General features: G+C 68.4%; 27 protein-coding genes. 6 read left to right on the top strand and 21 right to left on the bottom strand.

Going from position 1 to position 25462, the window contains the following annotated elements:
- The first annotated feature begins 284 nt into the window (after nt 1–284).
- Nucleotides 285–530 carry a MarR family transcriptional regulator gene (locus V8686_RS04265; RefSeq protein ID WP_379702726.1) on the top strand — a complete coding sequence of 82 codons (246 nt, stop codon included), beginning with the start codon at nt 285–287 and terminating at the stop codon, nt 528–530.
- Between the two features lie 619 nt (nt 531–1149).
- On the opposite strand, the gene V8686_RS04260 is transcribed toward V8686_RS04265, so the two are convergent.
- Together V8686_RS04260 and V8686_RS04255 are read right to left on the bottom strand one after the other, a co-directional pair.
- The gene (locus tag V8686_RS04260) at nt 1150–1569 is read right to left on the bottom strand and encodes an HIT domain-containing protein (protein ID WP_379702725.1); all 420 of its coding nucleotides are present in this window, start codon (nt 1567–1569) and stop codon (nt 1150–1152) included.
- A gap of 141 nt (nt 1570–1710) precedes the next feature.
- Nucleotides 1711–2517: a hypothetical protein gene (locus V8686_RS04255; protein ID WP_379702724.1), complete on the bottom strand. Its 807-nt coding sequence runs from the start codon at nt 2515–2517 to the stop codon at nt 1711–1713.
- 272 nt (nt 2518–2789) lie between these two features.
- Between V8686_RS04255 and V8686_RS04250 the strand changes: the two genes are divergently transcribed.
- The gene (locus tag V8686_RS04250) at nt 2790–3365 is read left to right on the top strand and encodes a DUF7344 domain-containing protein (RefSeq protein WP_379702723.1); all 576 of its coding nucleotides are present in this window, start codon (nt 2790–2792) and stop codon (nt 3363–3365) included.
- Between the two features lie 47 nt (nt 3366–3412).
- On the opposite strand, the gene V8686_RS04245 is transcribed toward V8686_RS04250, so the two are convergent.
- Nucleotides 3413–3739, bottom strand: a complete 327-nt coding sequence (locus V8686_RS04245) for a DUF7344 domain-containing protein (RefSeq protein WP_379702721.1) — start codon at nt 3737–3739, stop codon at nt 3413–3415.
- A 187-nt stretch (nt 3740–3926) separates the two neighbouring features.
- Here V8686_RS04245 and V8686_RS04240 point away from each other — a divergent pair, with 187 nt between their 5' ends.
- Complete coding sequence (locus V8686_RS04240; protein WP_379702720.1) at nt 3927–4517, top strand: hypothetical protein; 591 nt, start codon at nt 3927–3929, stop codon at nt 4515–4517.
- Between the two features lie 87 nt (nt 4518–4604).
- Here the strand turns inward: V8686_RS04240 and V8686_RS04235 are convergent, their stop codons facing one another.
- From V8686_RS04235 to V8686_RS04195, 9 genes are all read right to left on the bottom strand, one after another.
- Nucleotides 4605–5264 (bottom strand): uracil-DNA glycosylase, encoded by a 660-nt coding sequence (locus tag V8686_RS04235; RefSeq protein ID WP_379702719.1) that lies wholly within the window; start codon nt 5262–5264, stop codon nt 4605–4607.
- A gap of 3 nt (nt 5265–5267) precedes the next feature.
- Nucleotides 5268–6119 (bottom strand): ribose-phosphate diphosphokinase, encoded by an 852-nt coding sequence (gene prs / locus V8686_RS04230; RefSeq protein WP_379702718.1) that lies wholly within the window; start codon nt 6117–6119, stop codon nt 5268–5270.
- Nucleotides 6120–6156: 37 nt separating this feature from the next.
- A complete protein-coding gene (locus tag V8686_RS04225; RefSeq protein ID WP_379702717.1) occupies nt 6157–6948 on the bottom strand; it encodes an HVO_0234 family beta-propeller protein in 792 nt (263 codons plus the stop codon).
- Nucleotides 6949–7039: 91 nt separating this feature from the next.
- Nucleotides 7040–7744 carry a type 1 glutamine amidotransferase gene (locus tag V8686_RS04220; RefSeq protein ID WP_379702716.1) on the bottom strand — a complete coding sequence of 235 codons (705 nt, stop codon included), beginning with the start codon at nt 7742–7744 and terminating at the stop codon, nt 7040–7042.
- Nucleotides 7745–7777: 33 nt separating this feature from the next.
- Nucleotides 7778–8548, bottom strand: a complete 771-nt coding sequence (locus V8686_RS04215) for an alpha/beta fold hydrolase (protein ID WP_379702715.1) — start codon at nt 8546–8548, stop codon at nt 7778–7780.
- A gap of 25 nt (nt 8549–8573) precedes the next feature.
- Nucleotides 8574–8825 (bottom strand): hypothetical protein, encoded by a 252-nt coding sequence (locus tag V8686_RS04210; RefSeq protein ID WP_379702714.1) that lies wholly within the window; start codon nt 8823–8825, stop codon nt 8574–8576.
- Nucleotides 8826–8988: 163 nt separating this feature from the next.
- A complete protein-coding gene (gene alaS, locus V8686_RS04205; protein ID WP_379702713.1) occupies nt 8989–11757 on the bottom strand; it encodes an alanine--tRNA ligase in 2769 nt (922 codons plus the stop codon).
- 120 nt (nt 11758–11877) lie between these two features.
- Nucleotides 11878–13371 carry a globin-coupled sensor protein gene (locus V8686_RS04200; protein ID WP_379702712.1) on the bottom strand — a complete coding sequence of 498 codons (1494 nt, stop codon included), beginning with the start codon at nt 13369–13371 and terminating at the stop codon, nt 11878–11880.
- Nucleotides 13372–13439: 68 nt separating this feature from the next.
- On the bottom strand, nt 13440–14411 hold the full coding sequence (locus V8686_RS04195) for a replication factor C small subunit (protein ID WP_379702711.1): 972 nt from the start codon (nt 14409–14411) through the stop codon (nt 13440–13442).
- An 82-nt stretch (nt 14412–14493) separates the two neighbouring features.
- Here V8686_RS04195 and samp2 point away from each other — a divergent pair, with 82 nt between their 5' ends.
- Complete coding sequence (gene samp2, locus V8686_RS04190; protein WP_379702710.1) at nt 14494–15165, top strand: ubiquitin-like small modifier protein SAMP2; 672 nt, start codon at nt 14494–14496, stop codon at nt 15163–15165.
- Here the strand turns inward: samp2 and V8686_RS04185 are convergent.
- The 5 genes from V8686_RS04185 to larB all read right to left on the bottom strand — a co-directional run bounded on the left by V8686_RS04185 (nt 15117) and on the right by larB (nt 18901).
- A complete protein-coding gene (locus V8686_RS04185) occupies nt 15117–15812 on the bottom strand; it encodes a DUF7546 family protein (protein WP_379702709.1) in 696 nt (231 codons plus the stop codon). The two genes, samp2 and V8686_RS04185, sit on opposite strands and share 49 nt — an antisense overlap.
- Nucleotides 15813–15917: 105 nt before the next feature.
- Complete coding sequence (locus tag V8686_RS04180) at nt 15918–17285, bottom strand: phosphoglucomutase/phosphomannomutase family protein (RefSeq protein ID WP_379702707.1); 1368 nt, start codon at nt 17283–17285, stop codon at nt 15918–15920.
- A 200-nt stretch (nt 17286–17485) separates the two neighbouring features.
- Nucleotides 17486–17737, bottom strand: a complete 252-nt coding sequence (locus tag V8686_RS04175; RefSeq protein ID WP_379702706.1) for a GIY-YIG nuclease family protein — start codon at nt 17735–17737, stop codon at nt 17486–17488.
- A 113-nt stretch (nt 17738–17850) separates the two neighbouring features.
- Complete coding sequence (locus V8686_RS18445; protein ID WP_458329467.1) at nt 17851–18000, bottom strand: DUF7563 family protein; 150 nt, start codon at nt 17998–18000, stop codon at nt 17851–17853.
- Between the two features lie 142 nt (nt 18001–18142).
- Nucleotides 18143–18901: a nickel pincer cofactor biosynthesis protein LarB gene (gene larB, locus V8686_RS04170; RefSeq protein ID WP_379702705.1), complete on the bottom strand. Its 759-nt coding sequence runs from the start codon at nt 18899–18901 to the stop codon at nt 18143–18145.
- Nucleotides 18902–19053: 152 nt separating this feature from the next.
- Here larB and V8686_RS04165 point away from each other — a divergent pair, with 152 nt between their 5' ends.
- A complete protein-coding gene (locus V8686_RS04165; protein ID WP_049937578.1) occupies nt 19054–19221 on the top strand; it encodes a DUF1931 family protein in 168 nt (55 codons plus the stop codon).
- Nucleotides 19222–19272: 51 nt separating this feature from the next.
- On the opposite strand, the gene rpiA is transcribed toward V8686_RS04165, so the two are convergent.
- Complete coding sequence (gene rpiA, locus V8686_RS04160) at nt 19273–19965, bottom strand: ribose-5-phosphate isomerase RpiA (RefSeq protein WP_379702704.1); 693 nt, start codon at nt 19963–19965, stop codon at nt 19273–19275.
- A gap of 137 nt (nt 19966–20102) precedes the next feature.
- Here rpiA and V8686_RS04155 point away from each other — a divergent pair, with 137 nt between their 5' ends.
- Nucleotides 20103–20807, top strand: a complete 705-nt coding sequence (locus tag V8686_RS04155) for an SDR family NAD(P)-dependent oxidoreductase (protein WP_379702703.1) — start codon at nt 20103–20105, stop codon at nt 20805–20807.
- Here V8686_RS04155 and V8686_RS04150 read toward each other — a convergent pair.
- The 3 genes from V8686_RS04150 to V8686_RS04140 form a co-directional block, all read right to left on the bottom strand.
- Nucleotides 20804–22180 carry an outer membrane protein assembly factor BamB family protein gene (locus tag V8686_RS04150; RefSeq protein ID WP_379702702.1) on the bottom strand — a complete coding sequence of 459 codons (1377 nt, stop codon included), beginning with the start codon at nt 22178–22180 and terminating at the stop codon, nt 20804–20806. The two genes, V8686_RS04155 and V8686_RS04150, sit on opposite strands and share 4 nt — an antisense overlap.
- A gap of 58 nt (nt 22181–22238) precedes the next feature.
- Nucleotides 22239–23363 carry an ORC1-type DNA replication protein gene (locus V8686_RS04145; protein WP_379702701.1) on the bottom strand — a complete coding sequence of 375 codons (1125 nt, stop codon included), beginning with the start codon at nt 23361–23363 and terminating at the stop codon, nt 22239–22241.
- Nucleotides 23364–23442: 79 nt separating this feature from the next.
- The gene (locus V8686_RS04140) at nt 23443–25431 is read right to left on the bottom strand and encodes a helix-hairpin-helix domain-containing protein (RefSeq protein ID WP_379702700.1); all 1989 of its coding nucleotides are present in this window, start codon (nt 25429–25431) and stop codon (nt 23443–23445) included.
- Nucleotides 25432–25462 lie beyond the last annotated feature (31 nt).

The following is a 25462-nucleotide window of genomic DNA, read 5'->3' as shown; positions in this document are numbered from 1 at the left end:
GCTTTGGCCCGACGGTGACCGGAAGATCACGGGGCGGATCGGTGGCCGGTCTCCGCTATAGAAATATCGGAGTTATGGTACATTGGCGCGAATCGTGCTCGACAATTACGAACGAACGTGAAAAATCTGATACACCGGATGTCGGCACCACAGTCGGTACTGAACGTATATCTCCGGAGATAGCGGATCGTTCACGAATGTCACTGATGGGAATCGTCCGGATCGATCACAACATATCATATAGAATAACAGTTATGCACCTGTAGGCAGAGTAACTAGTCGAGATGAGCGCCACCCACCTCGACACCCCCGACGCCGACCGAACCACCATCGACGTGCCGGACGAACTGAGTTCTGCGGAGTCGAAACTCGTCTACGTGTTCCTCGCGGCCACCGACGGTGCGACGGTAGAGGAACTCCACGAGGCCCTCGGCCTGCGAAAGATCACCCTGTTCCCGGTACTGAGCACGCTGTCCGGGTACGACGTCGTCGCTCGTGAGGGTGCTCGGTACGTCCCTTCGGCGGCCTGAGTGTGCGGCCGCGAACGGAACGGGAAGCGGCGACCGGCGCCGGTGATGGCCTCGCTGGTGACTCGACGTGGTGTGGCTGCGACAGAACCTGACCGATCGGACTGTTGTCCGTGGTGGACGGCATCTACAGCGGCCCTCGTAAGTCGTTGCACCCCCAGATCGCACGTAGTCCGGCGATCGGGCGTGCAAACAGTTCCGTATCCGTGGCATGTCGTGAAAACAGGGTGGACGCCCCACCGGGAGCAGGTGAGTGCGTCGGCCATGAACGATAGCGGGTAGCATTCCCAGTCGTATCACCCTGGAGACTGACCGTCTCGTGTGGCGTTGACGACGCGGTGGATCGGACCGGTTACGGATCACACAGAGTTGTTCGTATCTTCGATCACCTCGCGCATATTACGACACGAGTTTGCAGTATAAATGCGTTTGCTTGCACAACCTTACAGACATTTACCTGTATAATGGATGAACAGCACTTAGTGCTTGGTGGTGGCACGAAACCGGCGTCGTACCCGTCCGTGCCGGGTTCGAGCGCGGCGTCTAGGGGAGTAATAGCTGCTTCCAAGTGGTTCGCCGTGACGGTCCGTCGACCGACGGTACTGGCTTGCGACGGACCGTCTCAGGCGGAGCCGACGGCCGCGGCCAGGTCTTCGAGTTCGTCGTCGCCCACGTCGGGGCGCTCCTCGATCAGAGCGTGGATGGGGCGGCCGCCGTCGCCCTCGAACCGCGGGACGACGTGAACGTGGACGTGCGGAACCTCCTGACCGGCGAGTTCGCCGTTGTTGACGGCGATGGTCGTCGCCTCGGCGTCGACCGCCGCTTCGATCCGGTCGGTCAGCTCGTGGACCGCGGCGAAGAGGTCAGCTGCGAGGTCCGCGGGCAGGTCGTTGACCCGTTCGTGGTGGTGTTTGGGAATGACCAGCGTGTGCCCGCGGGCGAGGGGGTTGGCGTCGAGGAACGCCACGACGGTGTCGTCCTCGTATACGGTGTAGCTGGGAATCTCTCCGTCGACGATGGAACAGAAGATGCAGTCGCTCATACACGTTCGATGGGCGGCGGCGCTCAAAAGCGTCCCGGCGACGGCGCTCCTCGCTGGGAGCGATCCATCGAAGCGTCGGACGTCGGCCGTCTCCGAGGTCGTGCTCACCGGCGTCGAACGGGGCCCGAAGCAGAGGAGCCGTTACACCAGGCTGGGACCGGTCGCTTCGGGGAACGTCATCTGATTCTGATCGCTGGCCGCTTCGATGTACACCGGGCCGTCCGTGGGGATGTTGGCACTACTCAGGTCGACGCCGTCCGCCACGAGTCGGACGATGACGTCGACGGCCTCACCAGATCCGAGTTCGATGTGACCGATCCGGTCGTCCTTCGTCAGGTCGACTGTCCACCCGGCGAAGCTCTTCTGTCCGCTGGGATCTCGGATGAGGTAGGCGTTCGACGGCACGTCGCCGAAGCTCCCAGAACTCGGGTTGTAGTTGTCGGGGACCTCCATCCCGCCGGGAGTGCGGTCGATCAGCGCCGCCTGACCGTTGCCGATACTGTTCGACTGTCCCTGCTTGACGGCGATAAACTGAAAGTCGAGTCCGGCAGGCATCGTCACCGAGGAGGTGCCCCGAGTGTTCTGCTGCTGGCTGTCGATGTTCCCGTTTCGGAACGGGTTCCACACCTCGGTGTACAGCGTCGAGTCGGACTGGTTCTCCATCCGGAACGCGGGGCGTGCGGCCGTGGTGGCGTTGTTGTTGACGCCTTCCGCACCCGTCGACGATCCGGAGAAGTCGAAGCTGATCGTCCCGTCGGAAGTCGTCTCCACGAACTCCGACCCCGAACCGACGTCCGGGTCGAGGGTGAGGTACGCGTTCGCGTCGCCTGCGACGTCGAGACTGACGCTGCGGTTCGTCTGGATGACGTCCGTCGCGCCAGTGCCTATCGAGGCCGCCCCGCCGGCGGCGAGCGATCCGAGTCCAACCAAGAACTTTCGTCGATCCATGGGTTGTCACCGCCCGTGGTTCGTCACGAGCGTATCCCAACGGGGGGCTGGAAGGGTCATTGTTATATAGGCGACTACGACACCGGTAACGACCCGTCTGCCGCACCGAAACCGACGATTTATCGTACCGTACCGACCCCGTCGTGAATCGAGACGTTTCGGTGCCGGAGCGCAGAGACACCTTCTGGGAAGGATTGAACGCCACAACGAACCCATTGATCGACCGATATGGGATCATAACAATGTGTAAGTAATCCACAGTTATTGCTGGGATGAAATTACGTGGCGAGTGTGATCGGGGAGACGAGACGGGATCACTGTCGAAAGACGACGTATTCGAGGTGTTCAGTAACCAGCGGCGGCGACTCGTCTTCGATCACTTGCACCGTCGTGACGACCCCGTCGATATGTCCGAACTGTCGACGCGCATCACGGCCGTAGAACTCGGCGTCAGACCCGAACAGGTCGGATACGACGACCGAAAGAGCGTCCACACGTCGCTGTACCAGTTCCACCTGCCGAAGATGGACGAGGCTGGAATCGTCGAGTTCGACCGGGGGAACGGAGATATAAGCCTGACCGAACAGGGGGAAGACCTCGACGTGTATCTGGAAACCGTCTCGGAGGACGAGATTCCGTGGGCGCTGTACTTTCTGTTGCTGTCGACGACGATGCTGCTCGCCGTAGCGGCAGTGTGGATGGGCCTGTATCCGTTCACGCTCTTCGGCTACCGCGAGTGGGCGGGTATCGTCTCCGTCGCGTCGTTCGTCTCCTCACTTGCGTACCTGTACAGTAGCCGGTACGAGATGCGCCTCGGCGTCGGCGACGTGCCCTCGTACGAGGACTGATCCGGCGTCGTCCGCCGACGACGGTCACGGACCGTCGCTACCCCCGGTCACGGCCACGCGTAAGGGAGGTCCGTTCGGTGGTCGTGGAGGAGCCGAACGAGCGGTGCGACCTCCGAGAACGCCGGGCCGCGTCGGACGTACGTCGTCTCGCGGTCCCACCGAACGTACCCGAGATCCGAGAGCTTCGGCAGGTGGACGTGCACGAGCGACGTGGTGAGTTGATCCGGATCGGCGGTCGATGGGGCGACGGCTTCGGCGTCGACGCCGCTCGCCGCGTCCGGGCCGTGCTCGAGGAGTGCCAGCAGGACACGCCGTCGGAGGGGGTCCCCGACCGCGTCGAGTGCCCGCCCCAACGGTCGTCTCGGGCGGGTCATGGGCACCGTCGGCGCGCGGCGGGGTTCGATCGGAGAGCGTTCGTCGGCCGAGGCGCACGGAACGGCGAGTGAGTCGGTGGCATCGTCCATCCTGAGGACCCAAGCGTACTTGAACCGGGGTCGAAAATCGACGGTCGGTGGGGCGCGATAGCCCTTCGCCGACCCACGATTCGCCGAGCACGCACCCATGACACGGTTCGAAACCCTCCCCGAGGACGCCCACGCGAAACTCAAGACCGATCCCCGACACACGAACGGGAACGAACTCCTGCCGGCGACGGTCGCGACGACGATGCGCGGCCACGACCGGCCGATCTGGACGGCGTCGCAGATGCAGGCGGAACTCGACACCGGACACGGCAAGGAAACCGTCCGAAACAAACTGAATACGCTCGAGGAGATCGGAATTTGCGCGTCGATGCGAGCCAACGGTGGACGGATCTACTGGTGGGACGACGAGCGAAGCGACTGGCCGCTCCCGCCGGACGTCGCCGTCGAGGGTCGGGAGGGACCGACCCTCGCCGAAGTGCTCGACCCGTGGTACGCCAAGGTTGGCCTGATCGGCCTTCTCAGTCCGGCAGTCGCCGGCGTCCCCATCGTCGCGGGCGTACTCGCGGTCGGCGGCGCGCTCTCGCTTCCGATCGAGGGGAGCGAGTTGCTGTCGATGGGGTTGATCGCGATCGTCCTGTCGTACGTGTTGATGGTGTACGCGGGGCTCCTGATATTCGTCGAGTGGGCGACCGACGAACGGGTGAGCGTGACGGGGTTCACCGACTGATACTGTCGGCCGGAAGTCGATCACGACGTTCGTGACTCCGGGGTGACGAAAGTGTTGAGACAGTTACATCGGACAGTATGAGCGGGATCAGGTTCTGTCCGCGTCGGCGTCGACGCCACACGCGCGTAGCGTCCGCGCCAACGCCGTCCGATACTCGGCCCGGTCGTAGCCGAGTCGCGGGCGCCACACGTCGACGTAGGAGGGATGCAGGAGGGGGACGACCGTCGTGCCGAGCGTCGGGCAGTCGACCGGGTCGAGGACGCGGTCGACGAAGCCGCCGAGTTCGCGCCCCTCGGCGGCGAGGAGCGTCGCCGTCGCGTGCGTGCCGGTCGCGACGGTGACCGTCGGATCGACGACGTCGAGTTCCGTCAGAAGGTGGCCCCGACAGTTCGATCGCTCCGCGTCGGTGGGTTCGCGGGTCGAGCCGTCGTCGCCGGACGGAAAACACTTCACGGCGTTCGTGTAGAAGGCGTCATCGACGCCGACCGCAGCGAGGAGTGACCGAATCCGGCGCCCCGAGTGCCGCGAGGTGTAGGCGAGCCTCGAACGGTTGCCGCCGGGCCAGTCGGTGGCCTCGGAGGCGCCCGCTGCGGGCGCCTCCCCGACGACCAGCACCGCGGCGTCGGCCGGGCCGTTCCCCCACGCGATGCGGTCACGCGAGGCGACGAGGGCGGGACAGCGCCGGCAGTCGGGCGCGAGGACGAGGGCGTCGTCGGGGACGGGCGGATCGAGGACAGGGGCGGGCATCGCCTACAGCACGTCGGCGACGGTGGGCGCGACGGAGACGGCCGTCACGTCGCGTTCGATGGTGTCTGTGGCGTAGATGGCCGACACCCCGGCGCGTTCGAGTTTCGTCCGCGCGTTCCGTGCGAACAGCGGGTGGACGCAGGCGACGGACACGTCGGCGGCACCGCGACCGTTCAGGACGGCGATGGACTCACTCATCGTCGAGCCAGTGGCGACGATGTCGTCGACGACGACCACGTCCCGGCCCTCGACGGCGGCGTCGCTCGGCGTGACCTCCACCTCGGTCCCGGAGTGGCGCACCTTCTCGAAGTAGTCCACGTCGCCGCGGCCGTAGGCGTCGCGCACGGCTTCGGCCAGGTCGATGGCACCCGCATCGGGCGAGAGAAAGAGCGGGTCGGTCAGGTCGGCGGCGAGCGGGTCGGCGAGGCGGGCGGCCGCCCCCACCACGGTACAGGGGACGTCGAAAAAGTCCCGCACCGACGCCTCGTGGGGGTCGACGAGGACGACCCGGTCGGTGCCCGTCGAGATGGCGCGGGCGACGGCACGGGCCGACACCGGCTGTCCGGGTTCGAACGCACGCTCCTGTCGACCGTAGCCCATGTAGGGAACGACGGTCACCACCCGGTCGACGCCGGCCTCGCGAACGGCGTCCTGCAACTGCAGGAGTTCGACGTGTGCGGCGTCGGTCGTCGTCGCCGCGACGACGACCGCCCGGTCGACTCCCTCCGGAACGCCGACCGACGCCATCAGTTCGCCGTCCGGGAATCGCTCGTAGTCGACGGCGGCGAGCGAGTGTCCCGTCTCGGCGGCCAGCGCCGCACCGAGCGCCTGCGACTCCGAACCGGGGACGATCATACGGGTGGGTCGACGGCCGCCCCGAAAACCGTTTCCGTTACGTCTGCACGGCCAGTCGCGAGACGCCCGTGACCCCCAGTGCGCGCGTCCGCCAGCCCTCGCCCGCGTCGGCGAGCAACGTCCCGTCGGCGGTCACCGCCACCGTCGCCGCCTCGGTGAAGCCCACGTCGACGACGTTCGACGCGGGCGTCTCGACGGGCGTCCACTCCCCGATGGCCTCCCGGACGAGAACGCCCGCGTCGCCGACGGCCGCGGCCCGGTCGTCGGCCGCGTCGGCACAGACGACCGAGAACGCGCCGTCGCATTCGTCCATCCAGCCGTTGCCGAGGCGGTAGAGGCCGGACGCCGTCGCCGCGAGCGGCATCCCCCGGCCGTGGACGTCGGCCACGGCCGAGAGGCCGACGTCGCGCAGGCCGTCGTCGACGATCCGATGGACCCCGTCGGCGGCGGCGATCATCCCGCCGTCGACGGCCCGGGGATCCTCGACGGTGCCGAGCGTCGTCCATCCGTCGTCGAGGCGAGCGACCCGGCCGTCCGGCCCGGCCGCGACCGGTGCGCCCCCGTGATCGAAGCCCACGGCGACGGCGGGACCGAAGTCAGTGGGGTCGTAGGTGCCGACGAGAACGTCCTCGGCGGTGGCGACGACGCGGCGGTTTCCGGCGGCGGCGACGTCGCGGACGGGCGCTCGGTGATCGAGACCGAATTCGCCGACGAGATCGGCCGACAGCGACGCGACGACCAGCCCCTGTTCGGCGGCGACCAGCACCGCTACGGCGCCCGTCCGGTCGGCGTAGACGCGCTTCTCGTCGATGGTCAGGTCGTGATCCATACGGCCACTCCGTGGCCGGTGCTCAAAAACGGTGGTGGGCGGGGACTGCGCGTCCGCCGACGCGATGACTGCGCGTCCGCCGACGCGATGACTACGCGTCCGCCGACGCCCCCTCGTCGGCCGCCCGCCGTCGGACGTAGTCGGTGAAGTTGTCGAACAGCCGCTTGGTCCGGCAGGCCGCGGCGTAGGTGTCGTCGTCCGCGATGCCGTCGAGGACCGCCTCGATGCGGGCCTCGGGGAGGTCCTTCCCCCGGGTCACCGTCTCGGCGCTTCCACGGTCGTACTCGGGGTGGAACTGTACGCCCCAGCAGTCGCCGCGACGGAACGCCTGCACTCCGCGCTCGTTCTCGGCGAGGCGGGTCGCGTCGGACGGCAGGTCGACCACCCAATCCGAGTGGGTCTCGAAGGCGACGAAGGGGGCGTCGAGCCCCTCGAACAGCGCGTCGTCCTCGCGGCGGATCTCACGATACCCGATCTCGATGTCGTCCATCGCCTCGACCCGTCCGCCGAGGGCCACGGCGAGCGCCTGGTGCCCGTAGCAGACGCCGAGGAGTGGCAGCCCCCGGTCGGCCGCCCGCTCGATCCAGGAGACCAGGTCGGCGATCCAGGGCTCGTCCCAGTAGACGGAGGCGCGCGATCCGGTCACGACGACGCCGTCGTAGTCGAAGTCCGGGGGCAGGTCGCCGGCCGTCACGTCGAACTCGACGAGGTCGGCGTCCAGTTCCCGCCGGAAGTTCCGACGGGTGTGGTCGGTGCCGTAGGAGGCGTCCAGGAGGACGAGGCGGGGACGACGCATCGTCCGTTCGGACGAGCGCGGGCGCTTAGTCTCTTACGCCTCGAAGAAGCCGAACAGGCGGTCGTTCACCTCGCGGGAGCGCTCGATGCCGATCAGATGGCCGCCGTCCAGGCCGACGAACTCCCCACGCGGCAACTCCTCCGCGAGGCGCCGCCCTCGGTCGACCGGCCAGACGGCGTCGTCGCGGCCGTGGATCACGAGCGACGGCACGTCGATCTCGTACAGCCGATTCGAGAGGTCGAACGCCTCGACGGCGGCGGCCTGAGCGTCCCACGCCTCGCGGGAGGTGTCCTCGGCGGCCCGCCAGTCGACGATCCGTTCGATCACGTCGGGGTGGGCGTCGAGGAACTCCCGGGAGAGTGCGGCCGCGAGCGACGTCTCCAAGGCGTCGGGGTCCGACGGCGCACCGAACAGCGGGTCGAGCGTCAGGTCGGCGCCGATGGGAGCGGTCCCGAGGAGGGCGAGCGAGCGCGGCCGCGAGGAGAGCCTGGCGAGTTCCAGAGCGACCATCCCCCCGAGTCCGGCGCCGACGACGTGGACCCGTCGACTGCCGTGGGCCTCGAGGACGGCCTGCACGTCGGCGACGAGTTCGTCGACGGCGTAGGGCCCGGGCGGGGCATCCGACCGACCGGCTCCACGGAGGTCGGTCACCAGCGTCTCGAAGGGGCCCGTCAGCCCGGCGTGTTGCCAGCCCCACTGCCAGGCGCCGTAGCCGACGTCACCGAGACAGACGACCGTCTCGGCGTCGGAGTCGCCGTCGACTTCGTAGTACAGCGACACGGAACCGTTGGACGCGGTGGGCATAGACGGTCGTAGGGGTGGGGAACACTTAGGCCACGCGTGCGAACAGGAGCGACAGGCCGAGCGCGACGGCCGCGACGCCGACGGCGACCAGCCCGCCACCGAAGGCCAGCGACGGCGGATCGACGGGGGTCGCACCGGTCACGAGGTCCAACGGCGACACCTCCTTCAGGAGCGACCCGCCGGGCAGCGACGCGACGGCGAGCGCCAGAACGCCCGCGATCAGCAGACCGTACACCGACAGTGCGGAGGAACTCGGGAACCGAGACGACGATTTCACGGGGGAACTACTCACGGACACACATATCAATACTCGTCCGCAAGTTTCGCGAGTGATACTCGTGGGGAGGACCCAGGCGTTGCACATACGGATCGTTGTGAGCCGTGTTCGGCCGTCACCGCCAGTGGGTGGCGGCGGCCGGCAAACAGCTACAGCAGTCCTATCAGGCGTTCCGGATCGCTCTGAGCACGTCGGGCGCCTCGTCGAGGGCGTCGTCGAGTGCGTCGACGTCGGGACCGCCCCCCTGCGCGAAGTCCGGTGGGCCGCCGCCACCGCCGCCGACGCGACTCGCCAGGCGGCCGACGACTTCGCCGGCGTTCAGGTCGACACCGTCGGGCACGCCGACGACGAACTGGGCGCTGCCGCCCGCGGCGCTTCCGAGGACGGCTACCGAACCGTCGTCGACGATGGCGTTCGCCGTCGCGCGCAACTCGTCGGCGTCGCCGTCCATCCGCCGGATCACGGCCGAGACGCCGCCCACGTCCACCTCGTCGGCGTCGACCGCGGCCGCACGAACCTCCGCGAGCTCCTCTTTCAGGCGGTCGATCTGTTTGCCCCGTTCCTTCCACTCCCGGAAGAAGCGATCGGCCGTCTCGGGCACGGCCTCCGGGGAGACGTCGAGGACGTCCGCAGCCTCGTAGAGGGCGTCCTCGGTCCGCTGGGTGGCCTCGATGGCGGCCGCTCCGGCCGCGAAGACGATGCGCTCGACGCCGTCCTGGATCGGTTCGGTCTTGACGATTTTGATCGCGCCGATGTCGCCCGTCCGCGAGACGTGCGTGCCGGCACACGCCTGGACGTCCTCGTCGACGTGGACGAGGCGGATCTGCTGTCCCGGCGGGACGCCGCCCTGGTACAGGTCGAAGCCGTGTTCGGCCTCCGCCTCGTGTCGGTCGGGCCACTCCTGAGTGACCGGCAGATTGTCCGTCACCACCTCGTTGGCGACGCGTTCGATCTCTTTGACCTCCTCGCGGCTGATCCGCCGGAAGTGGCGGACGTCGAGACGCGACTGATCGGTGCCCTTCTGGGCGCCGGCCTGCCGGACGTGGTCGCCGAGGACCTGCCGGGCGGCGTAGCCGATGACGTGGGTCGCGGTGTGGTGGCGCATCAGGCTGAACCGGCGGTCGGCGTCGATCCGACCGGTGACGAACTCACCCTTGCCGGGATTGTCGGTCGTGCGGTGGAGGATCACGCCGTCGCGGCGCGTTACGTCGGTCACCTCGACGGTCGTCTCGTCCGTCGAGAGCATCCCCGTGTCCGCCGGCTGCCCCCCACCCTCGGGGTAGAACATCGTCTGGTCGAGCACCACGTCGTAGCCGTCCTCGCGTTCGAACACGTCGAGGACGACCGCTTCGAACTCCGTGCGCTCCTGGTCGTCGTAGAAGAGGCGCTCGGTCTCGGGCAGGTCGGCCAGTCGGTCGTCGCGCTCCGCCGCCGACTCGGCGCCGCCACCACCCTCGTGGCGGGCGGCAACCAGCCCGTAGAAGTCGTCCGGGACGTCGACTGCGGCGCCGTGCTCGCCGGCGATTTCGGCGACCATGTCCGGCTGGATGCCGTGGGAGTCGTAGAGTTCGATCAGCGTCTCCCGGGGAATCGGCTCCCCACGGGCGGCGTACTCCTCGGCGATGCTCTCGACCTTCCGACTGCCGCGTTCGAGTGTCTCGCGATACTTGCGCTCCTCGGTCCGCACCATGTCGCGGATGGTGTCGCGGTTGGTGTAGCCCAACCGTTCGGCCTGCATGTCGACGAGTTCGTCGAGGGGCGCGTCGATGTCGAGGCCGTCGACGAGGCGCTTGGTCCGGCGGAGCACCATCCGGGCGAGATAGCCCGTACCGACGTTCGAGGGGACGATACCGTCGCCGAGCATGTAGGCGAGCGTCCGACAGTGATCGGCGATGGCGTAGACGTCTTCGAGGGGTTCCAGCAGGGCGGCGAGGTGGTCGGCGTCGACGCCGAGTTCGTCCGCCACCTCGGCGCGGGCCGAGGACAGGTCCTCGACTTCGTCGATGTCGAGGTAGCCGGAGAGGCGGGCGGCCTCGCGGATCAGGGCCTCGTCCTCGTCGGTGTGGTCGATACCCGCGTGTTCCGTGAGGAACTCGATCATCTCGGGGTAGACTGCCTCGTACACCGTCGGTGTCCCCTGGCTCATCCAGGTCCACCGCTCCAGCCCGTAGCCCGTGTCGACGATGTAGGTGTCCATCGGGCTGTAGCGGTTGCCGTCTTTCATCTCGTACTCGCCGTCGGGGTCCTGCTCCATCGACATGAAGACGAGCGTGGCGAGTTCGAGGCCGCGGTAGATGACCTCGAAAGCCGGACCGGCGTTGCCGCCGCCGACCCACGGGTCCTCGATGTAGGTGATTTCCTCGGGGTCGGCGCCCATGGATTCGAAGAACTGATCGCAGTAGGCGACCGTCTCGTCCTTCCAGTACACCTCGCCCTCGTAGGCGTAGTCGTCGGTGGCGTCCTCGCGGACGTTGAACGCGTGGTGGGCCATCATCTCGAAGGCCATGGTGTGCCGGCCGGTCTTGCCCACGTTGTCGATGTCCTGCATCCGAATGCAGGGCTGTGAGATGGTGAGCGGGTTGGCGGGCGGGGGCGTCTCGCCGGACGTGACCAGCGGCTGGAAGTCGTAGATGGACGCCTGCGTCAGGAGGACGTCGTCGCGCCAGCGGTTCGCCGCGACGGGGTAGGGGTCGATGCGCTCGTGGCCGTGCTCCTCGAAGAAGGAGAGGAAGGCCTCGCGCATTTCCTCCAGCGTGTACGCCTCGTCGAACCCGGGGGAGCCGATGAACGTGTAGTCGTCACAGGGCGGCTCGCCGCAAGTATCGCGGTCCACCCGTGCCCAGAAGTGTACGCCACACGAGGAACACTCCTGCCGCGTGAACCCCTCCTCCTCGAAGTACTCGAGGCGGTAGGCGTCTTCGAGTTCGCTCATTACACCCTCTTTGGCCCGTCTCCGCCTAAAACAGTTCCGGGAACGCGTGTTTCGGGCGGAGAAGGCGTGCGGGGCGTGACCGTCGTCCTCGCGGCGCGTTCGACCCCGCTCGGCGGGCGGTCATCCGGTCGTGTCCCCGTCCGCCTCCGTCAGCTTCTGGACCGTGTGAGAAATTTCGTCGAGATTGTCGGTCTGTTCCCGATTGATGGCGGCGATGTCGTCGACCGCGTCCTCGATGTCCCCGGCCTGCGAACTCGCCTGATCGATCATGGCCGCGAGTTCTTCGGTGCTTGCGGCCTGGTCGTCGGTCGCATCGGCGACCTCCGAGATGCCGGTGGAGGTATCGGTCACGGCCTCGGATATCTCGTCGAGTTTGCCCATCGAGGTGTCGACGCGGTCGACGCCGACCTCGATCTGCTCGGTCGTCGTCTGGAGGCTCGAAACGGTATCCGACGTCTCGTCTTGGATCTCGTTGATCATCGTCTCGATCCGTCCGGCCTGGTTCTGTGACTCCTCGGCGAGTGATTTCACCTCGTTGGCGACGACGGCGAATCCCTCCCCCGCGTCACCGGCACGAGCTGCCTCGATGGAGGCGTTCAAGGCAAGGATGTTCGTCTGGTCCGCGATCTCGTTTATCACCTCGACGATCTCGTCGATCTCGTCGATGCGCGCCTTGAGCTGTTCGACGTCGGCGGTGACGTCGTCGGCGGCCGCACCCACGTCGTCCATCACGGCCTTCGCGTCCGCCGCGGAGTCGCGACCGTCGGCGGCGAGCGCTTCCGCGCGTTCGCTGGTCGAGGCCACCTCGCTCGCGGTGGAGGCTACCTCCTCGACGGTCGCACTAAGGTTGGATATCTCCCCCGAAATCTCGGCCATGTTGTCGGCCTGATCCGCGGTGATGCCGCTGATCTGTTCGGAACTCTCCGCCACCTCCGCGGACGTGTTTCGGAGTTCGTCGAGCGCCGACTCGACGTTCTCGGCAACCGTCCGCTGGCGATCCAGTTCCGACTCGAGTTGCTCCGTGTACGAGTCGAAGTACGCGTCCATCGCGACCTGCTGATCGAGGTTGATGAGCTTGACCACCGAGAGCGCCTGCTCGACGACCCGGTCGACGGCGGTCGATACCGCGTCCGTCTCGGCGCCCTCCACGGACCCGACGTCGGCTTTGACCTCCTCGCCGATGGCCCGAAAGATCCCCTCGTAGTACACCGAGTACGCGCCGAGGTAGATCTTCGGTCCCAGATCGAGCATGTCGTGGATCTTCCCGATCCGTGCCCGCCGATCGAAGTAGGACTGGTCGTAAGTGCCCCGTCCCAGGTCCTCCAAATACTCCATCTGACTCTTTTTCAACGCCTCGACCGACTTCGACGACGAATCGAGGATCGCGACCGACTGGGAGTACGACTGGATGTGATCGTAGAACTCCTCGACGAGGTCGTCGGAGATCTCGTCGAAGGTGGTGGAGAGGCCGGCCAACGTCTCCTCGTCGGCCTCCCCGAACTGTGTGAAGTCCTTCCGCCAGTTGATCTCCCCGGAGTCGATCCCGATCCGCTCGGTGAGCCGGTCGCCGCTCACCTGTCCCCGTTCCCGTTCGGTGATTTTGAGGTCGCTCACAGGGGGTGGGCATCAGGCGATCGTTATATAGACGTCGTAGCAAATATCCGAGATGATAACGGGGTGACTCACTCCTCCAGCGCCAGCGCCGCCAGCATCGCCTCCAGTTGCACCCGCTCGTTGGCGCCCTCCGTGATGCGGTAGTCGGCCTCGCCCAGTCGCTCCATCAACTGGACCGTCCGCCGGTCGTCGATGTCGAACTCCCACGCCGACCGGTGGAGCTGATCGATCACGTCGCCGCCGGCCATCCCGGCGTCGACCAGCAACGTCTCGAGCGTCGACCGCGCCCGCGGGAAGTCCCCCTCGATGGCCGCCTCGACCATGGACTCGATTTCCTCGGGGCGGGCGGTGCTGGTGACCGTGTAGACGGCCTCCTCGTCGACCGTCTCGCCCGTCGTCGCCGCCGCCTGCAGCGTGTTGATCGCCCGCCGCATGTCGCCACCCGCGGCGTAGACGAGGGCGTCGAGGCCGGCGTCGGTCATCTCGATCCCTTCGGCCTCGGCGATTTCGCGGGCCTGCGCCGCGATGGCCTCGTCCGGCAGGGGCGAGAACCGGAAGACGGCACACCGCGACTGGATCGGGTCGATGATCCGACTGGAGTAGTTACACGAGAGGATAAATCGGGTGTTGTCGGCGAACTGCTCCATCGTCCGGCGGAGCGCTGACTGGGCGTCGGAAGTGAGTGAGTCCGCCTCGTCGAGGAAGATGATGCGGTAGTCGAACCCGCCGAAAGAGGAGCGCGCGAAGCTCTTGATACGGTCGCGCACCACGTCGATGCCGCGCTGATCCGAGGCGTTGAGTTCGAGGAAGTTGCCCCGCCAGTCGTCGCCGTACACCTCGCGGGCGATGGCCGTGGCGCAGGTGGTCTTGCCGATGCCGGCCGGTCCCGAAAAGAGGAGGTGGGGGAGGTCGTCGCGCTCGATGTAGCTCGACAGTCGCTCGACGATGTCGTCCTGTCCTTTCACGTCCGCCAGGGTCTGCGGGCGGTATTTCTCGATCCAGATCTCCCGTCCCGTAGACGACCCCTCGGCCTCGCTCATACCGTATCGAAGGGGCCGGTCACCACATAAACTCCCCGAGAGAACCCGAAGGTTCAGGGCCGTCCACCGACTGCCACCGACCATGCCGACGGTTCGTGCCGAAGTGGTGGGCGAGGGCGTCGAGACCGTCGACCTCGACGCCGGCGCCACCTACGGTAACCTGCTCACAGCCCTCGATCTTAGTCCCCACGAGGCGGCCGTCCTCGTCGACGACGACCCCGTCCCCGAGGACCGGCCGGTCGACTTCGAGCGCGAGGTGCGCGTCCTCCGACTGGTCAAGGGCGGGGCGCCGACCGACGACCGCGTGACCGTCCGGCCGGCGAGCAACGACGACCACCTCGCCGTCATGCGCGTCGTCGACGGCGCAGTCCTCGAAGCGGACGCCGCGACGGTCCGGGACCGGATCGGTCGCGGCGCGGTCCTCGTGGCGACGGTCGAGGGGCGAGTGGTGGGCGCCCTCGTCCGCGACGGCGACCGCGTGACCGCAGTGGCGACGCGGCGCCGGTGGCGGGACCGGGGCGTCGGCACCGCACTCGTGTCGGCGGCGCTGGCCGAGCGAGGGCGTCTCGTCGTCGAGTTCGACCCCGACGTGCGTCCCTTCTACGAGTCGCTAGGATTCGATATCGAGCGCGTGGAGCCACACGCCACGGAGGATCGGCCAGCGGCCGACGGAGACGATGGGACGCGACTTCGGGGCCGACTAAACTACGAGAGCCGTCGCGACACCGCGACCCCCACCTCGTCGGCCCAGTAGAGCAGGGCAACGGTGAGCAGGAAGACGATCGTCGAGAGGTCCCACGAGAGGCCCGTCAGCGTCGACCCGAACAGGCTGGTCGCACCGATCAGGGGGAGCAGGATGGAGAAGGTACAGCCGACACAGGAGAGCAATCCCAGCGCACCCGAGAGCACCGCCCGCGTCGCGTCGAGCAGTCGGGCGTAGACGAGGTAGGTCATGGCGACGTAGCCGACGACTTTGAACGGAACGACCGAGAGGCGGAGCCGCGGGGTGCCGTAGACTACGGCCGGTCCCCACCCGGGGATGTTCCAGTGAACGGAGGCGACGGCACCGCCGGGGAGCGGCCCGGAGAGTCCGAACAGGAGCACGCCGCCGGCCCAGAACAGGAGGAGGAGGTAACCGCCAGCCATCCCGAGGGCGACGGCCCGCTGGCGCCGGTCGACCGAGGGAGTCTCCATCCGGAGCATGGCCCAGACGCCGACGTTGATCCAGACGAACGGGTAGACGACGTACCGTGGTTCGGTGACGACGACGTCGGTGACGGCGAGGTAGGCGGTGACGAGGGCGAGTTCGGCCGCGACGACCATCAGCCACCACCTGACGGCGGCGGTTTCGGCCGCGAGCACCCGTCGAACTCGCGAGAACGGGCCGTAAGCGCCGCTCACGCGATCACCTCCACGACCGCAGTCGCGCGACCCCGTTCGGTCAGGTCCATGTCGGCCGTCGGGGACGGAGGAATATGGAAATGTCGACTTCTGTGACGGGGCGGGTCAGACCAGCGCCGCGACCAGGTCGCGTCCCTCGTCGAGGATGGCGTCCACCCGGTCGCGGCTCTCGGCCTCGGCGTAGACCCGCATCTTCGGTTCGGTGCCGCTCGGGCGGACGAGCAGCCAGGAGCCGTCCGTACACAGGAGTTTGAACCCGTCGAGCGTGACGACGTCCTCGACGGCCCGGCCGGCGACGGTGTCCGGGATGGCGTCGCCGAGGGCGTCGATGACGGCCGCCTTCCGCTCGTCCGGGCAGTCGACGCTCACCTTGTCGGCGACGACGTCGCCGTGGACGTCGAGCAGTCGGTCCACCCGGTCGTCTATCGGTTCGGTGCTCGCCACGTCGGCGGCGAGCAACGCCATCAACACCCCGTCCTTCTCGGGGACGTGCCCGCGGACGGAGAAGCCGCCGGACTCCTCGCCGCCCATCAGGGCGTCGTGGTCGACCATGGCCTCGGCGACCCACTTGAATCCCACCGGAGTCTCGACCACGTCCTCGCCGTGGGCGGCGGCGACACGGTCGATCAGGAACGTGGTCGAGACGGTGCGGACGGCGGGTCCCGAGTCGGCCTCCAACAGGGCGTCGTAGACGGCGGCGAAAAACAGGTTCTCGTCGAGGAAGCCACGGTCGGGGGTGACGATGGCGAGGCGGTCGGCGTCGCCGTCGTTCGCGACGCCGAGGTCCGCGTCGTGGGCGGCCACGGCGTCGACGAGGCCGTCGAGGTGGTCGGCGCTCGGTTCCGGCGGGACACCACCGAAGGAGGTATCCCGCTCACACCGGCGGCGGATCACGGTTGCCCCCGCCGATTCGAGGAGGGCGTCGGTGACGCCGCGACCGCTCCCGTGCATGGCGTCGTAGACGACCGTCAGTCCCGAGAGATCCGGATCGATCAGGTCGCGGGCCTGGTCGGCGTGAGACGAGACGAGGTCGACGCGGTCGACCGCCCCCCGCGGACCGTCCGCTCGCGGATCGGCGAGGCGGGCCTCGATGGCGTCGGTCATCTCGGGCAGGGCCGGGGTGCCGTCGTCGGGGATGAACTTCACGCCGTTGTACTCCGGCGGGTTGTGCGAGGCGGTGACCATCAGCGCCCCCGCGAGGCCGCGGTCCACGACCGACCACGCGATCACCGGCGTCGGGCAGTCCCGCTCGGGGAGGAGGACGTCGAACCCGTTGGCCGCGAGGACGTCGGCCAGCGACTCGGCGAAGCCCTCGGAGGTCGCACGGGCGTCGTAGCCGACGGCAACGGGGGCGTCGTGTCCCGCGTCGGCGAGGTAGTCCGCGACCGCCTGGCCGACGATCCGCACCCGGTCGTCGGTGAACGTGTCGAGACGGGCGCGCCACCCGTCGGTACCGAAGGAGATGGCGTCCATACCTCACCCTCCCGCGGCGGTGGCAAAAAGGTGGGCGTCGACGCGGTGGTTCACGGACGGTCACTTCTCGGTGTGACACCTGTGGGGAGACGTTCGGCGTGGGGACGAACGTCGACGACCCGTCGTGTTCGGCGTGTGATTCCATCGAGATACGGCAGAGCAACCGCGTCTGGCCGTGAGGACGCGGGCGACGCGGACGGTCAGTCGATGTCCGCGTCGGCGACCAACCGTTCTTTCGCCGCCCGTGAGAGCGACTTGACCTCGTGTTCGCGGGACATCGCCGCCGAACGCGTCTCGTAGCGCTCGGTGTGGACGAGTTCGACCGGGGTCCGGCCACGGGTGTACTTCGCGCCCTCGCCCGCGTCGTGTTCGGCCACGCGACGCTCCACGTCGGTCGTGTAGCCGGTGTAGTACGTGCCGTCGGCGCACTCGAGGACGTAGACGTAGTGCACGTCGGGTGGACACGCCGGCCGCACCTATAATGATCGACGGTCGAACGCCGCCGTCGACGGTGCGGTGTGCGTGGAAGGTGGCTTCGCGTGGTGGTCGAATGTCGCTGCAGTGGTTACGCGTTTGGGGTGCGGTCTCTGGAGGCTTCGGCGATGCCGGCGTTGGCCGAGCAGCTCGGACAAGCCAGGATTCGCCCACTGCCGTCGGCGAACACCCGTGCGAAGCGCTCCGAGACGTGCGACCCGCAGTGATCGCAGCGTGCCATAGTTGAACCGGCTACCACCGGTGCCGGTACTCCGGGTTGGGTACACACACCTAAATGGCTATCGCGCGCGTGCGTGCGACCCGACTGTTCGTCCAAAAATGAGATCCGAGTCCGACGATAGTTGTGCGTTTCGTCGCCCCCGTTAGTCGTCTCGGGCGCTAGCGACGGCTCTGGCGATCAGTCCCGCCTGCGCCCCCGCAGTGAACCCGTCGTCGATGTTGACCGTAGAGAGGACGGTACAGGACTGGAGCATGCTGGCGAGTGCCGAGTCGCCCTCGCCGCCGTGGCCGTAGCCCGTCGACACCGGGAGTCCGATCACCGGCGTGTCGACGAGGCCGGCGACCACCGTCGGGAGCGCTCCCTCGCGGCCGGCGGCGACGACGGCCACGTCCGCGGCCCGTAGCGTGTCGAGGTGGTCGACGATCCGACCCAGGTGAGCGACGCCCACGTCGTCTACCCGGTCGATGGTGGCCCCGACGGCCCGGGAGAGGACGGCCGCCTCCCCCGCCGCCGCCGCGTCGGAGGTCCCCGCCGTGACGACGGCCACCGTCGCGTCGATGCTCGGCGCGTCGAACCCCGGTGCCTCGACGACGAGCGTCCGGGCGCGTTCGTCGTGGTCGACGCTCGCCTCGGCCGGCAGGCCGTCGGTGACGGCCGCGACGTGGGCGCCGTCGGCACGGGTGACGATGACCCGGCCGGTCGTCTCCAGGGCCGCATCGGCCATCGACGCCACCTCGTCGGGCGTCTTGCCGTCGGCGAGTACCGCCTCGGGGATCCCCCGCCGGTGCTCGCGCGCGGCGTCGAACCGCCCCGCATCGGTCGTGGCGTAGCCGGCGAGACTGGCTTCCGCCTCGGCCGGCGACAGGTCGCCCCGCGCCACCGCGTCGAGAATATCGCGCATATCCGCCGTCCGGCCGTGAGATACTCGTAGGTGTCGGTTCTCGGCCCCAGTATTTATATATCTGGGACAAAATGCGCGAGAACGGCCACTGTGGCGGTACGTGCGGCCGATTTGGGAAATCTTATTAATAAGGGTGGGTATGTACTGCTCGTATGGCAGACCTCATCGTCAAAGCCGCCGTCAAGGAAGCGCTCCAGGACAAGAACGTCGCTTCGGACTTCTACGATGCCCTCGACGAGGAAGTCGAGGAACTGCTCGCCGACGCCGCCCGCCGTGCCGAGCAGAACGACCGAAAGACCGTCCAGCCGCGCGACCTGTAAGTCGGTTCGATCTTCTTCGTTTTTTCACCCGCGAAGCGACGGCGTCGCCGATCAGTCGCGCGCCCGGACGCGAACGCCGTCGGCGTGACCCACGTGTACCTCGTCGGCCAGGTCCACGAAGAGACCGTGGGCGACGACGCCCGGTGTCGTCGCGAGCGCCGTCGCCAGCGAGCCGGGGTCGGGGAGGGCCCCGAAGTCACAGTCCAGCACGAGGTTGCCGTTGTCGGTCACTACCGGGCCGTCCTTTCGTTCGGCGGCCCGGAGTGTCGGCTCGCCGTCCAGGTCCCGGACCGCCCGTCGGACGGTGGCTCGTGCATCCGGTAACACTTCCACCGGGACCGACCGGTCGAGGGTGGCCGTCTCCTTCGAGGGATCGGCGACGACGACGAACCGCGCCGCCGCGGCGTCGACCACCTTCTCGCGGGCGTGGGCCGCGCCGCCGCCTTTGATCAGGGCCAGGTCGTCGCTCACCTGATCTGCGCCGTCGATGGCGAGATCGATCCGGGAGACGGCGCCGAGCTCGACGAGCGGGAGTCCGACCTCACGGGCCAGGTCGCGGGAGGCGTAGGAGGTGGCGACCCCTTGCACGTCCAGTCCGGCGTCGACCGCCCGCCCGAGCGCCCGGATGGCGTGAGCGGCGGTGCTGCCCGTCCCGAGACCGACGACGTCGCCGTCGGTCACCAGATCGGCGGCGTGTTCGCCCGCGCGACGCTTCGCGGCGTCCGATCCACCCGACGTCTTCATAGCCACGGCTGCGCGGGCGGCGGTCAAAAACGCCGCGGTCCCGGCGGAGCGACGGCTGGTTGGGGGCGAGCCGATGGGGACGAGGTGGACCGACCGGGTGGGCCAACCGTTTTGTCCGTCCCGTTCATCGAGACCGTATGACACGCACTGTCGTCGTCGCGGGCGTCGGACCGGGACTCGGCGCCGCCGTCGCCCGCCGGTTCGCACGCGAGGGGTGTCGGGTCGCGCTCCTCGCCCGCACCGAATCGTTTCTGACCGACCTGGCAACCGAACTCGACGGCGAGGGAGACGGGTTGGCGGTGCCCACGGATCTCACCGACGCCGCGGCCGTCGAGTCGGCGTTCGAGACGGTGCGTGAGGCGTTCGGACCCGTGGACGTCCTCGTCTACAACGCCAGCGGGGCGGCCTGGAAGGGTGTGACCGACATCGGCCTCGACGAGTTCGACGATGCCCTGGCGACCGGGCCACGGGGGGCCTTCTGCTGTGCGCGGGCGGCCGCCGCGGACATGACCGGCCGGGGCGGGACGATGGTGTTCACCGGCGCGACCACGTCGATCCGGGGCAAGGAGAACGCCCTCGGCTTCTCGGCCGCCAAGTTCGGTGTCCGGGGGATGGCCCAGTCGCTCGCCCGGGAACTTGGACCGGAAGGGGTCCACGTCGCGCACGTCGTCCTCGACGGGACGATCCGACCGCCGGGTGCGGAGCCCGGCGACCCGGCCACGTCCCTCGATCCGGAGGCCATCGCGGCGACGTACTGGGACCTGGTGGTGGCGGATCGGTCGACGATGCCCTTCGAGGTCCACCTCACGAACGGGCCGAGCGGGGCCATCGAGTTCGTCTAGACGCTGCTGAACGCGAACAGACGACCGTCGGTCGTGATGGCGTAGAGGTAGCCGTTGGCGGCCATCACGTCGACGATGGGGTCGTAAATCTCCTGTTGCCACCGTGGCTGTCCGGACTCCACGTCGACGGCCCCCAGCAGGATGCGCTGGCTCGTGGGGTCGCTCCGCCCGACGGCGTAGAGCACGTCACCCACGAAGATCACGTCACCGCGGACGCCGAATGGAAGCGACCACCGCTCGGCGCCCGTGGCGGTGTCCAGTCCGTGGAGCGTCCGGCGGGTGCCGTAGACGGCCATCCGGTCGGCCATCGCGAGCGTCGCCGGCCGGACGTGTGCCTCCACGGCGGTGTCCCAGAGTCGACTGCCGGACGCGGCGTCGAAGCCCACGAGCCCACTCCCGGTCGTGGCGACGAGAACGCCGTCGTCGACGGCGAGGCGGTTGACCGGGCTGTCGAGGGTGACGGTCCAGCGGGTTCCGGCCCGCGACGGATCGACGGCGTACAGGTGCCCGACCTGCGTCGTCGGCGCGCCGTCCGGGAAGCCCGTCCCGATGTACGCGATGCCGTCACCGACGGCGGTGGCGCGGATGTGCTGACCGGCGGAGTCGGTGGCGTCGACGGCGTTGGGAGAGAACGACCAACAGGACCGGCCGGTACGGGCGTCGACGACCTGATACCGCGACTCGGTCGGAATCACGAGGCTCGCACCGACGGACGACAACGCGCCCTGGAACCGACCGGGAAGCGGGTACGTGTTCAGGGGCTCACCGTTCTCTCGATCGAGGGCCACGATGCGGACGTCGGCGGCGTCACCGAAGGGGACGTACACCACGTCGGCGGCACTGATCGGCGGGCCGACGGGCATCGCGTCGGCCTGGTAGCGCCACTGGATCTCCCCGTTTCGGAGTGGGTCGTGACACAGGAGGGTCGTGCGCGCCGCCTCGCCGTCGCCCTCGTCCATCGCGAGGAAGTAGACGTAGTCGGTGTCGGCGACGGGCAGCGCCACCCGGGATTCGAGCGCGGAGACGGTCCAGCGCTCGTTGAGTGGAAAGCTCGTGGGACCGTTCGTCTCGGGGGCGGCGTGGGTCCCCGCGGCGTCGTAATGCAGCATCGGCCAGGCGCCGTCGAGAACCTCTCCCGCGTCGAACGCGCAGTCGGCGGGGCCGGTCTGGAACGGGGCCGCCTCGTCGGTGGCCATCGCCTCGGAGTCGCCCGGCGTCGTCGCCGTCGGCGTGACTCGTTGGCGCGTCGGCGACGGTGTCGTCTCGGTCGGCGCCGACGTCGACGGCGAGTCCGCCCGCCCACCACACCCCGCCGTCAATCCGCCGACGACGGCGGCGAGCCACCGTCGGCGTGTGAACGTGTCACGTGGCATCTTCGCTTCCCAAGCAGGATTGGGCGAATAAATGAGTTCCGGCGGCAGACGCCGCCCGTCAGAGCCGGTCGAGGACCGCCTCGGCGTCGTACGAGAGGGTGAGCGACCGGGAGCGACCACGGCCCTCGACGTCGGCGTAGTCCGCCTCGATGACGCCCAGTTGGTCGAGTTTGTTGACGATTTCCGAGTACCGCGTGTAGCCGAGTTCGGTCGACTCGTGGAACGCCTCGTACACCGTCCCCGCCTGCTGACCGTCGTGTTCGGCGATGGTTTCGACCAGCGCCCGCTCCGACTCGGAGAGTTCGCGCAGACAGCGCGAGAGGTGGACGTACTTCGACTTGTCGTAGGCCTCCTCCACGTCGTCGACGCTGATCGTCTTGCTGGCGCGCATCTCGGCGTTGAGTCCCGCTCGGCGCAACAGGTCGATACCGACCCGGAGGTCACCGCTCTCGGCGGTGAGTTCCGCGACCCGGTCGAGTTCCGGGGCACCGATCACGCCGTCGTGAAAGCCGCGTTCGACCCGTTCGCCGAGGATGTCGACGATTTCGTCGGCGTCGTAGACGGGGAAGTACACCTCCTCCGGCCGGAAGACGCTCTGGACGCGGCCGTCGAGTTCCTCCATGATATCCAGACCCAGATCCGAGGAGACGACGATGACGCCGATGCGCGCCCCGGCCGACCCTTCGTGGGCGCGGAGCAGCGAGTAGAGCGTGTCGGACGCCTCGTTCTCGTAGAACAGGTAGTTCACGTCGTCCAGCGCGACCACCAGCACCTCGTCGTCGTCGACGAGGCGGTCGGTGATCTGGCCGAACAGCTTCTTGAACGAGATTCCCGACGAGGGGGGTTCGTAGTCGAAGACGTGCTCGAACACACGGGAGAAGACGGCGTAGCGCGTCGAGTCGAGTTGGCAGTTCACCCGGACGGTCCGCACACCCGGTTGCCCGGAGAGTTCGCCGAACAGTTTCAGGACGGCGGTGGTCTTCCCGGTGCCCGGCGGGCCGCGGACCATCGTGTTGAGCGGGCGGGACCCACGGACCGCGGGACGCAGGGCGTACTTCAGGTTCTCCAGTTGCGTCTCGCGGTGGTCGAACGTCTCGGGGACGTAGTCGATTTCGAAGACGTGTTCGTCTCGAAACACCGACTCGTCCCACGACAGCATCCCCTCGCCGGGGTCGTCTGTCATCAGTTTCACCTCGCTCGCGTGCCCACTTAACAGTTGCCGCGAGGGCGTCTGTCGCCGTCCTGCGGCCGTCTGACGCGCGTCAGAACTTCTCCAGCAGGCGGCCGTAGAACGCGGCGTCGCCGTCGGGGTCGTCGGCCCCCGTCGCGAGTTTTTCGACGATGAGTTCGGGCGTCGAGCGCGCGAGGTGGTCGGTGACCGGCGAGCGGTTCACCTGGAGTTCGCCGTCGACCAGTCCCACGGCCTCGATGCCGTCGACGGCCACGTCGATCCCCGCGGCGTCGCGAATCTCGCCCGCGAGGTGGGAGACGAAGACGGCGGTCACGTCGCCCCCGTCGAGCGCTTCGAGGATGCCGGCGATGATCTTCGCGCTCGCCCCCGGTTCCGTGATGCTCTCCAGTTCGTCGACGAGAACGAGCCGCGAATCCGTCCCGGTCGCCAGGTCGGCGAAGTCCCGGAGCGTCGCCTCGAACGCGCCGGCGTCGAGCGTCCCCTGGCTCTTGGCGTAGTAGTGGAGTTCGGAGACACGTTCGACACGGGCCGAGTCGGCGGGGACCGGGAGCCCCATGTGGGCGAGAATCGTCACGAGCGCCAGCAGGTCGAGCGTCGACGTCTTCCCGCCGCTGTTGACCCCGGAGAGGAGCGTCACGCCCGAGACGGCGTAGTCGACGGGATCCACCTCGTCGAAGGACACGTCCAGCAGCGGCGAGCGGCCGCCCTCGACGGCGACGCCCGACACGTCGTCGGAGACGGTGGGTAGCGTGCAGTCGAAGTCGTCGGCGAAGCGGGCAACCGCGAGTTCCACGTCGCGTTCCAGGGCGGCCCGAACCAGCCGCTCGGCGGGGTCCCGGAGGGCACCGAGGTCGTCGGCCAGGTCGGCCTTGAGCCGCGCTGCCCGACGGTCGCGGGCCGCCGTCAGTTCGGTTCGGAGCCTGGAGACCGCCTCCTCGTCGTGTTCCAGCGGGAAGGTCGGATCGCCGCCGAAGACGCGTTCGGCCAGATCCGCCTCGTCGGCCAGGTCGAGACTGTCGAGGAGGTGGTTGCGCGCCTTCTCGACCGCGCGGTCGAACTCGTCGGCGAGTTCGCGGGAGAGCAAGGCGTCGACGCGCGCGCCCTGTTCGACCAGCGAGAGAAAGTCCGTCCCCTCGATGGTCACGTCGCGTTCACGGATGGCGGTTCGGAGGTGATCGTTGGCGACGGATTCGGCCGTTCCTACCGCGGCATCGAGGTCGTCGACGGCGGTGGTGAGCCGGTCGAGTTCGTCGTCGCCGACGGGCGTGCCGTCGTCGTCGAGTCGCGAGAGGGCATCCCGGAGCGCGTCGAGGTCACAGGGCGGGTCCATCCCCGCGGCGTCGTGGACCCGTGCAGCCGCGAGCAGGGAGTCGCGGTTCGCCGCGAAAAACGAGAGGAGACGTTCGGGCACCACCTCCGAAGGGTGGTCGAGAGCGTCGGGGCGGACGCGCACGTCGCCGGTCACGTCGACGCCGGCGAAGGTTTCGTCGAGGGCGATCACCGTCGCGTAGGAGCGTGCGAGTTCCGCGAGGTCACGGGCGTCGTCGACCACCTCGACGGAGAGTTCGGGGACTGCGTCCGTCGCCTCGGCGTACCGCTCGGCGTCCGCGGTGGCGAGACAGCGGTCGCGCACCCGCGTCGGCGGCGGGTCGACCAGCGGTTCGACGTTGGTCAGCGCGTCGAGCGTCGCGGGGTCGACGTCCCGCCCCGTCGCCCGGGCGACGAGGGCGCGCACCTCCTCGATGCGCGACTGGGCGCCCGTCGGGACGAACGTGGCCATCCGCCGGGCGGCGTAGTCGGTGACCGTGCGTTCCTCCAGCAACGCGAGGACGGACTCGTGGACGTCGCGGGCGCGGTCGGTCGCGAGGAACTCGCCGTCTGCGCCGTGTTCGTGGCGGACGGCCGCGCGAGCGATGGCGGCGGCGCGACCGGCGGAGATGCCCGGCGCCTCGGCGAGTGCAGCCACGTCGCCCTCCCGGAGCGCCCGTTCGGGGTCGGCGAGTTCGTCGAGGGCGGCGGCCGTCTTCTCCCCGACGCCCGGGATGGCCGTTAGCTCCATGCGGGAACGAGTATCGCCCCATCCGGCAAAA

The organism is Haloplanus litoreus (assembly GCF_045690335.1).
Lineage (GTDB): Archaea > Halobacteriota > Halobacteria > Halobacteriales > Haloferacaceae > Haloplanus > Haloplanus litoreus.
Note: the sequence above shows the minus strand (reverse complement) of the source record. Positions and strands in the feature narration are given on the sequence as shown.

Excerpts from the sequence above, each read along its gene's own strand:
- V8686_RS04155 (WP_379702703.1), top strand. The coding sequence starts at position 20,103 with ATGACACGCACTGTCGTCGTCGCGGGCGTCGGACCGGGACTCGGCGCC.
- V8686_RS04235 (WP_379702719.1), bottom strand. The coding sequence starts at position 5,264 with ATGCCCGCCCCTGTCCTCGATCCGCCCGTCCCCGACGACGCCCTCGTC.
- V8686_RS04195 (WP_379702711.1), bottom strand. The coding sequence starts at position 14,411 with ATGAGCGAGGCCGAGGGGTCGTCTACGGGACGGGAGATCTGGATCGAG.
- V8686_RS04260 (WP_379702725.1), bottom strand. The coding sequence starts at position 1,569 with ATGAGCGACTGCATCTTCTGTTCCATCGTCGACGGAGAGATTCCCAGC.
- V8686_RS04240 (WP_379702720.1), top strand. The coding sequence starts at position 3,927 with ATGACACGGTTCGAAACCCTCCCCGAGGACGCCCACGCGAAACTCAAG.
- V8686_RS04265 (WP_379702726.1), top strand. The coding sequence starts at position 285 with ATGAGCGCCACCCACCTCGACACCCCCGACGCCGACCGAACCACCATC.
- samp2 (WP_379702710.1), top strand. The coding sequence starts at position 14,494 with ATGCCGACGGTTCGTGCCGAAGTGGTGGGCGAGGGCGTCGAGACCGTC.
- V8686_RS04255 (WP_379702724.1), bottom strand. The coding sequence starts at position 2,517 with ATGGATCGACGAAAGTTCTTGGTTGGACTCGGATCGCTCGCCGCCGGC.
- alaS (WP_379702713.1), bottom strand. The coding sequence starts at position 11,757 with ATGAGCGAACTCGAAGACGCCTACCGCCTCGAGTACTTCGAGGAGGAG.
- V8686_RS04145 (WP_379702701.1), bottom strand. The coding sequence starts at position 23,363 with ATGACAGACGACCCCGGCGAGGGGATGCTGTCGTGGGACGAGTCGGTG.
- V8686_RS18445 (WP_458329467.1), bottom strand. The coding sequence starts at position 18,000 with ATGGCACGCTGCGATCACTGCGGGTCGCACGTCTCGGAGCGCTTCGCA.
- V8686_RS04140 (WP_379702700.1), bottom strand. The coding sequence starts at position 25,431 with ATGGAGCTAACGGCCATCCCGGGCGTCGGGGAGAAGACGGCCGCCGCC.
- V8686_RS04150 (WP_379702702.1), bottom strand. The coding sequence starts at position 22,180 with ATGCCACGTGACACGTTCACACGCCGACGGTGGCTCGCCGCCGTCGTC.
- V8686_RS04215 (WP_379702715.1), bottom strand. The coding sequence starts at position 8,548 with ATGCCCACCGCGTCCAACGGTTCCGTGTCGCTGTACTACGAAGTCGAC.
- larB (WP_379702705.1), bottom strand. The coding sequence starts at position 18,901 with ATGCGCGATATTCTCGACGCGGTGGCGCGGGGCGACCTGTCGCCGGCC.
- prs (WP_379702718.1), bottom strand. The coding sequence starts at position 6,119 with ATGATCGTCCCCGGTTCGGAGTCGCAGGCGCTCGGTGCGGCGCTGGCC.
- rpiA (WP_379702704.1), bottom strand. The coding sequence starts at position 19,965 with ATGAAGACGTCGGGTGGATCGGACGCCGCGAAGCGTCGCGCGGGCGAA.
- V8686_RS04165 (WP_049937578.1), top strand. The coding sequence starts at position 19,054 with ATGGCAGACCTCATCGTCAAAGCCGCCGTCAAGGAAGCGCTCCAGGAC.
- V8686_RS04245 (WP_379702721.1), bottom strand. The coding sequence starts at position 3,739 with ATGACCCGCCCGAGACGACCGTTGGGGCGGGCACTCGACGCGGTCGGG.
- V8686_RS04250 (WP_379702723.1), top strand. The coding sequence starts at position 2,790 with ATGAAATTACGTGGCGAGTGTGATCGGGGAGACGAGACGGGATCACTG.
- V8686_RS04220 (WP_379702716.1), bottom strand. The coding sequence starts at position 7,744 with ATGCGTCGTCCCCGCCTCGTCCTCCTGGACGCCTCCTACGGCACCGAC.
- V8686_RS04225 (WP_379702717.1), bottom strand. The coding sequence starts at position 6,948 with ATGGATCACGACCTGACCATCGACGAGAAGCGCGTCTACGCCGACCGG.
- V8686_RS04180 (WP_379702707.1), bottom strand. The coding sequence starts at position 17,285 with ATGGACGCCATCTCCTTCGGTACCGACGGGTGGCGCGCCCGTCTCGAC.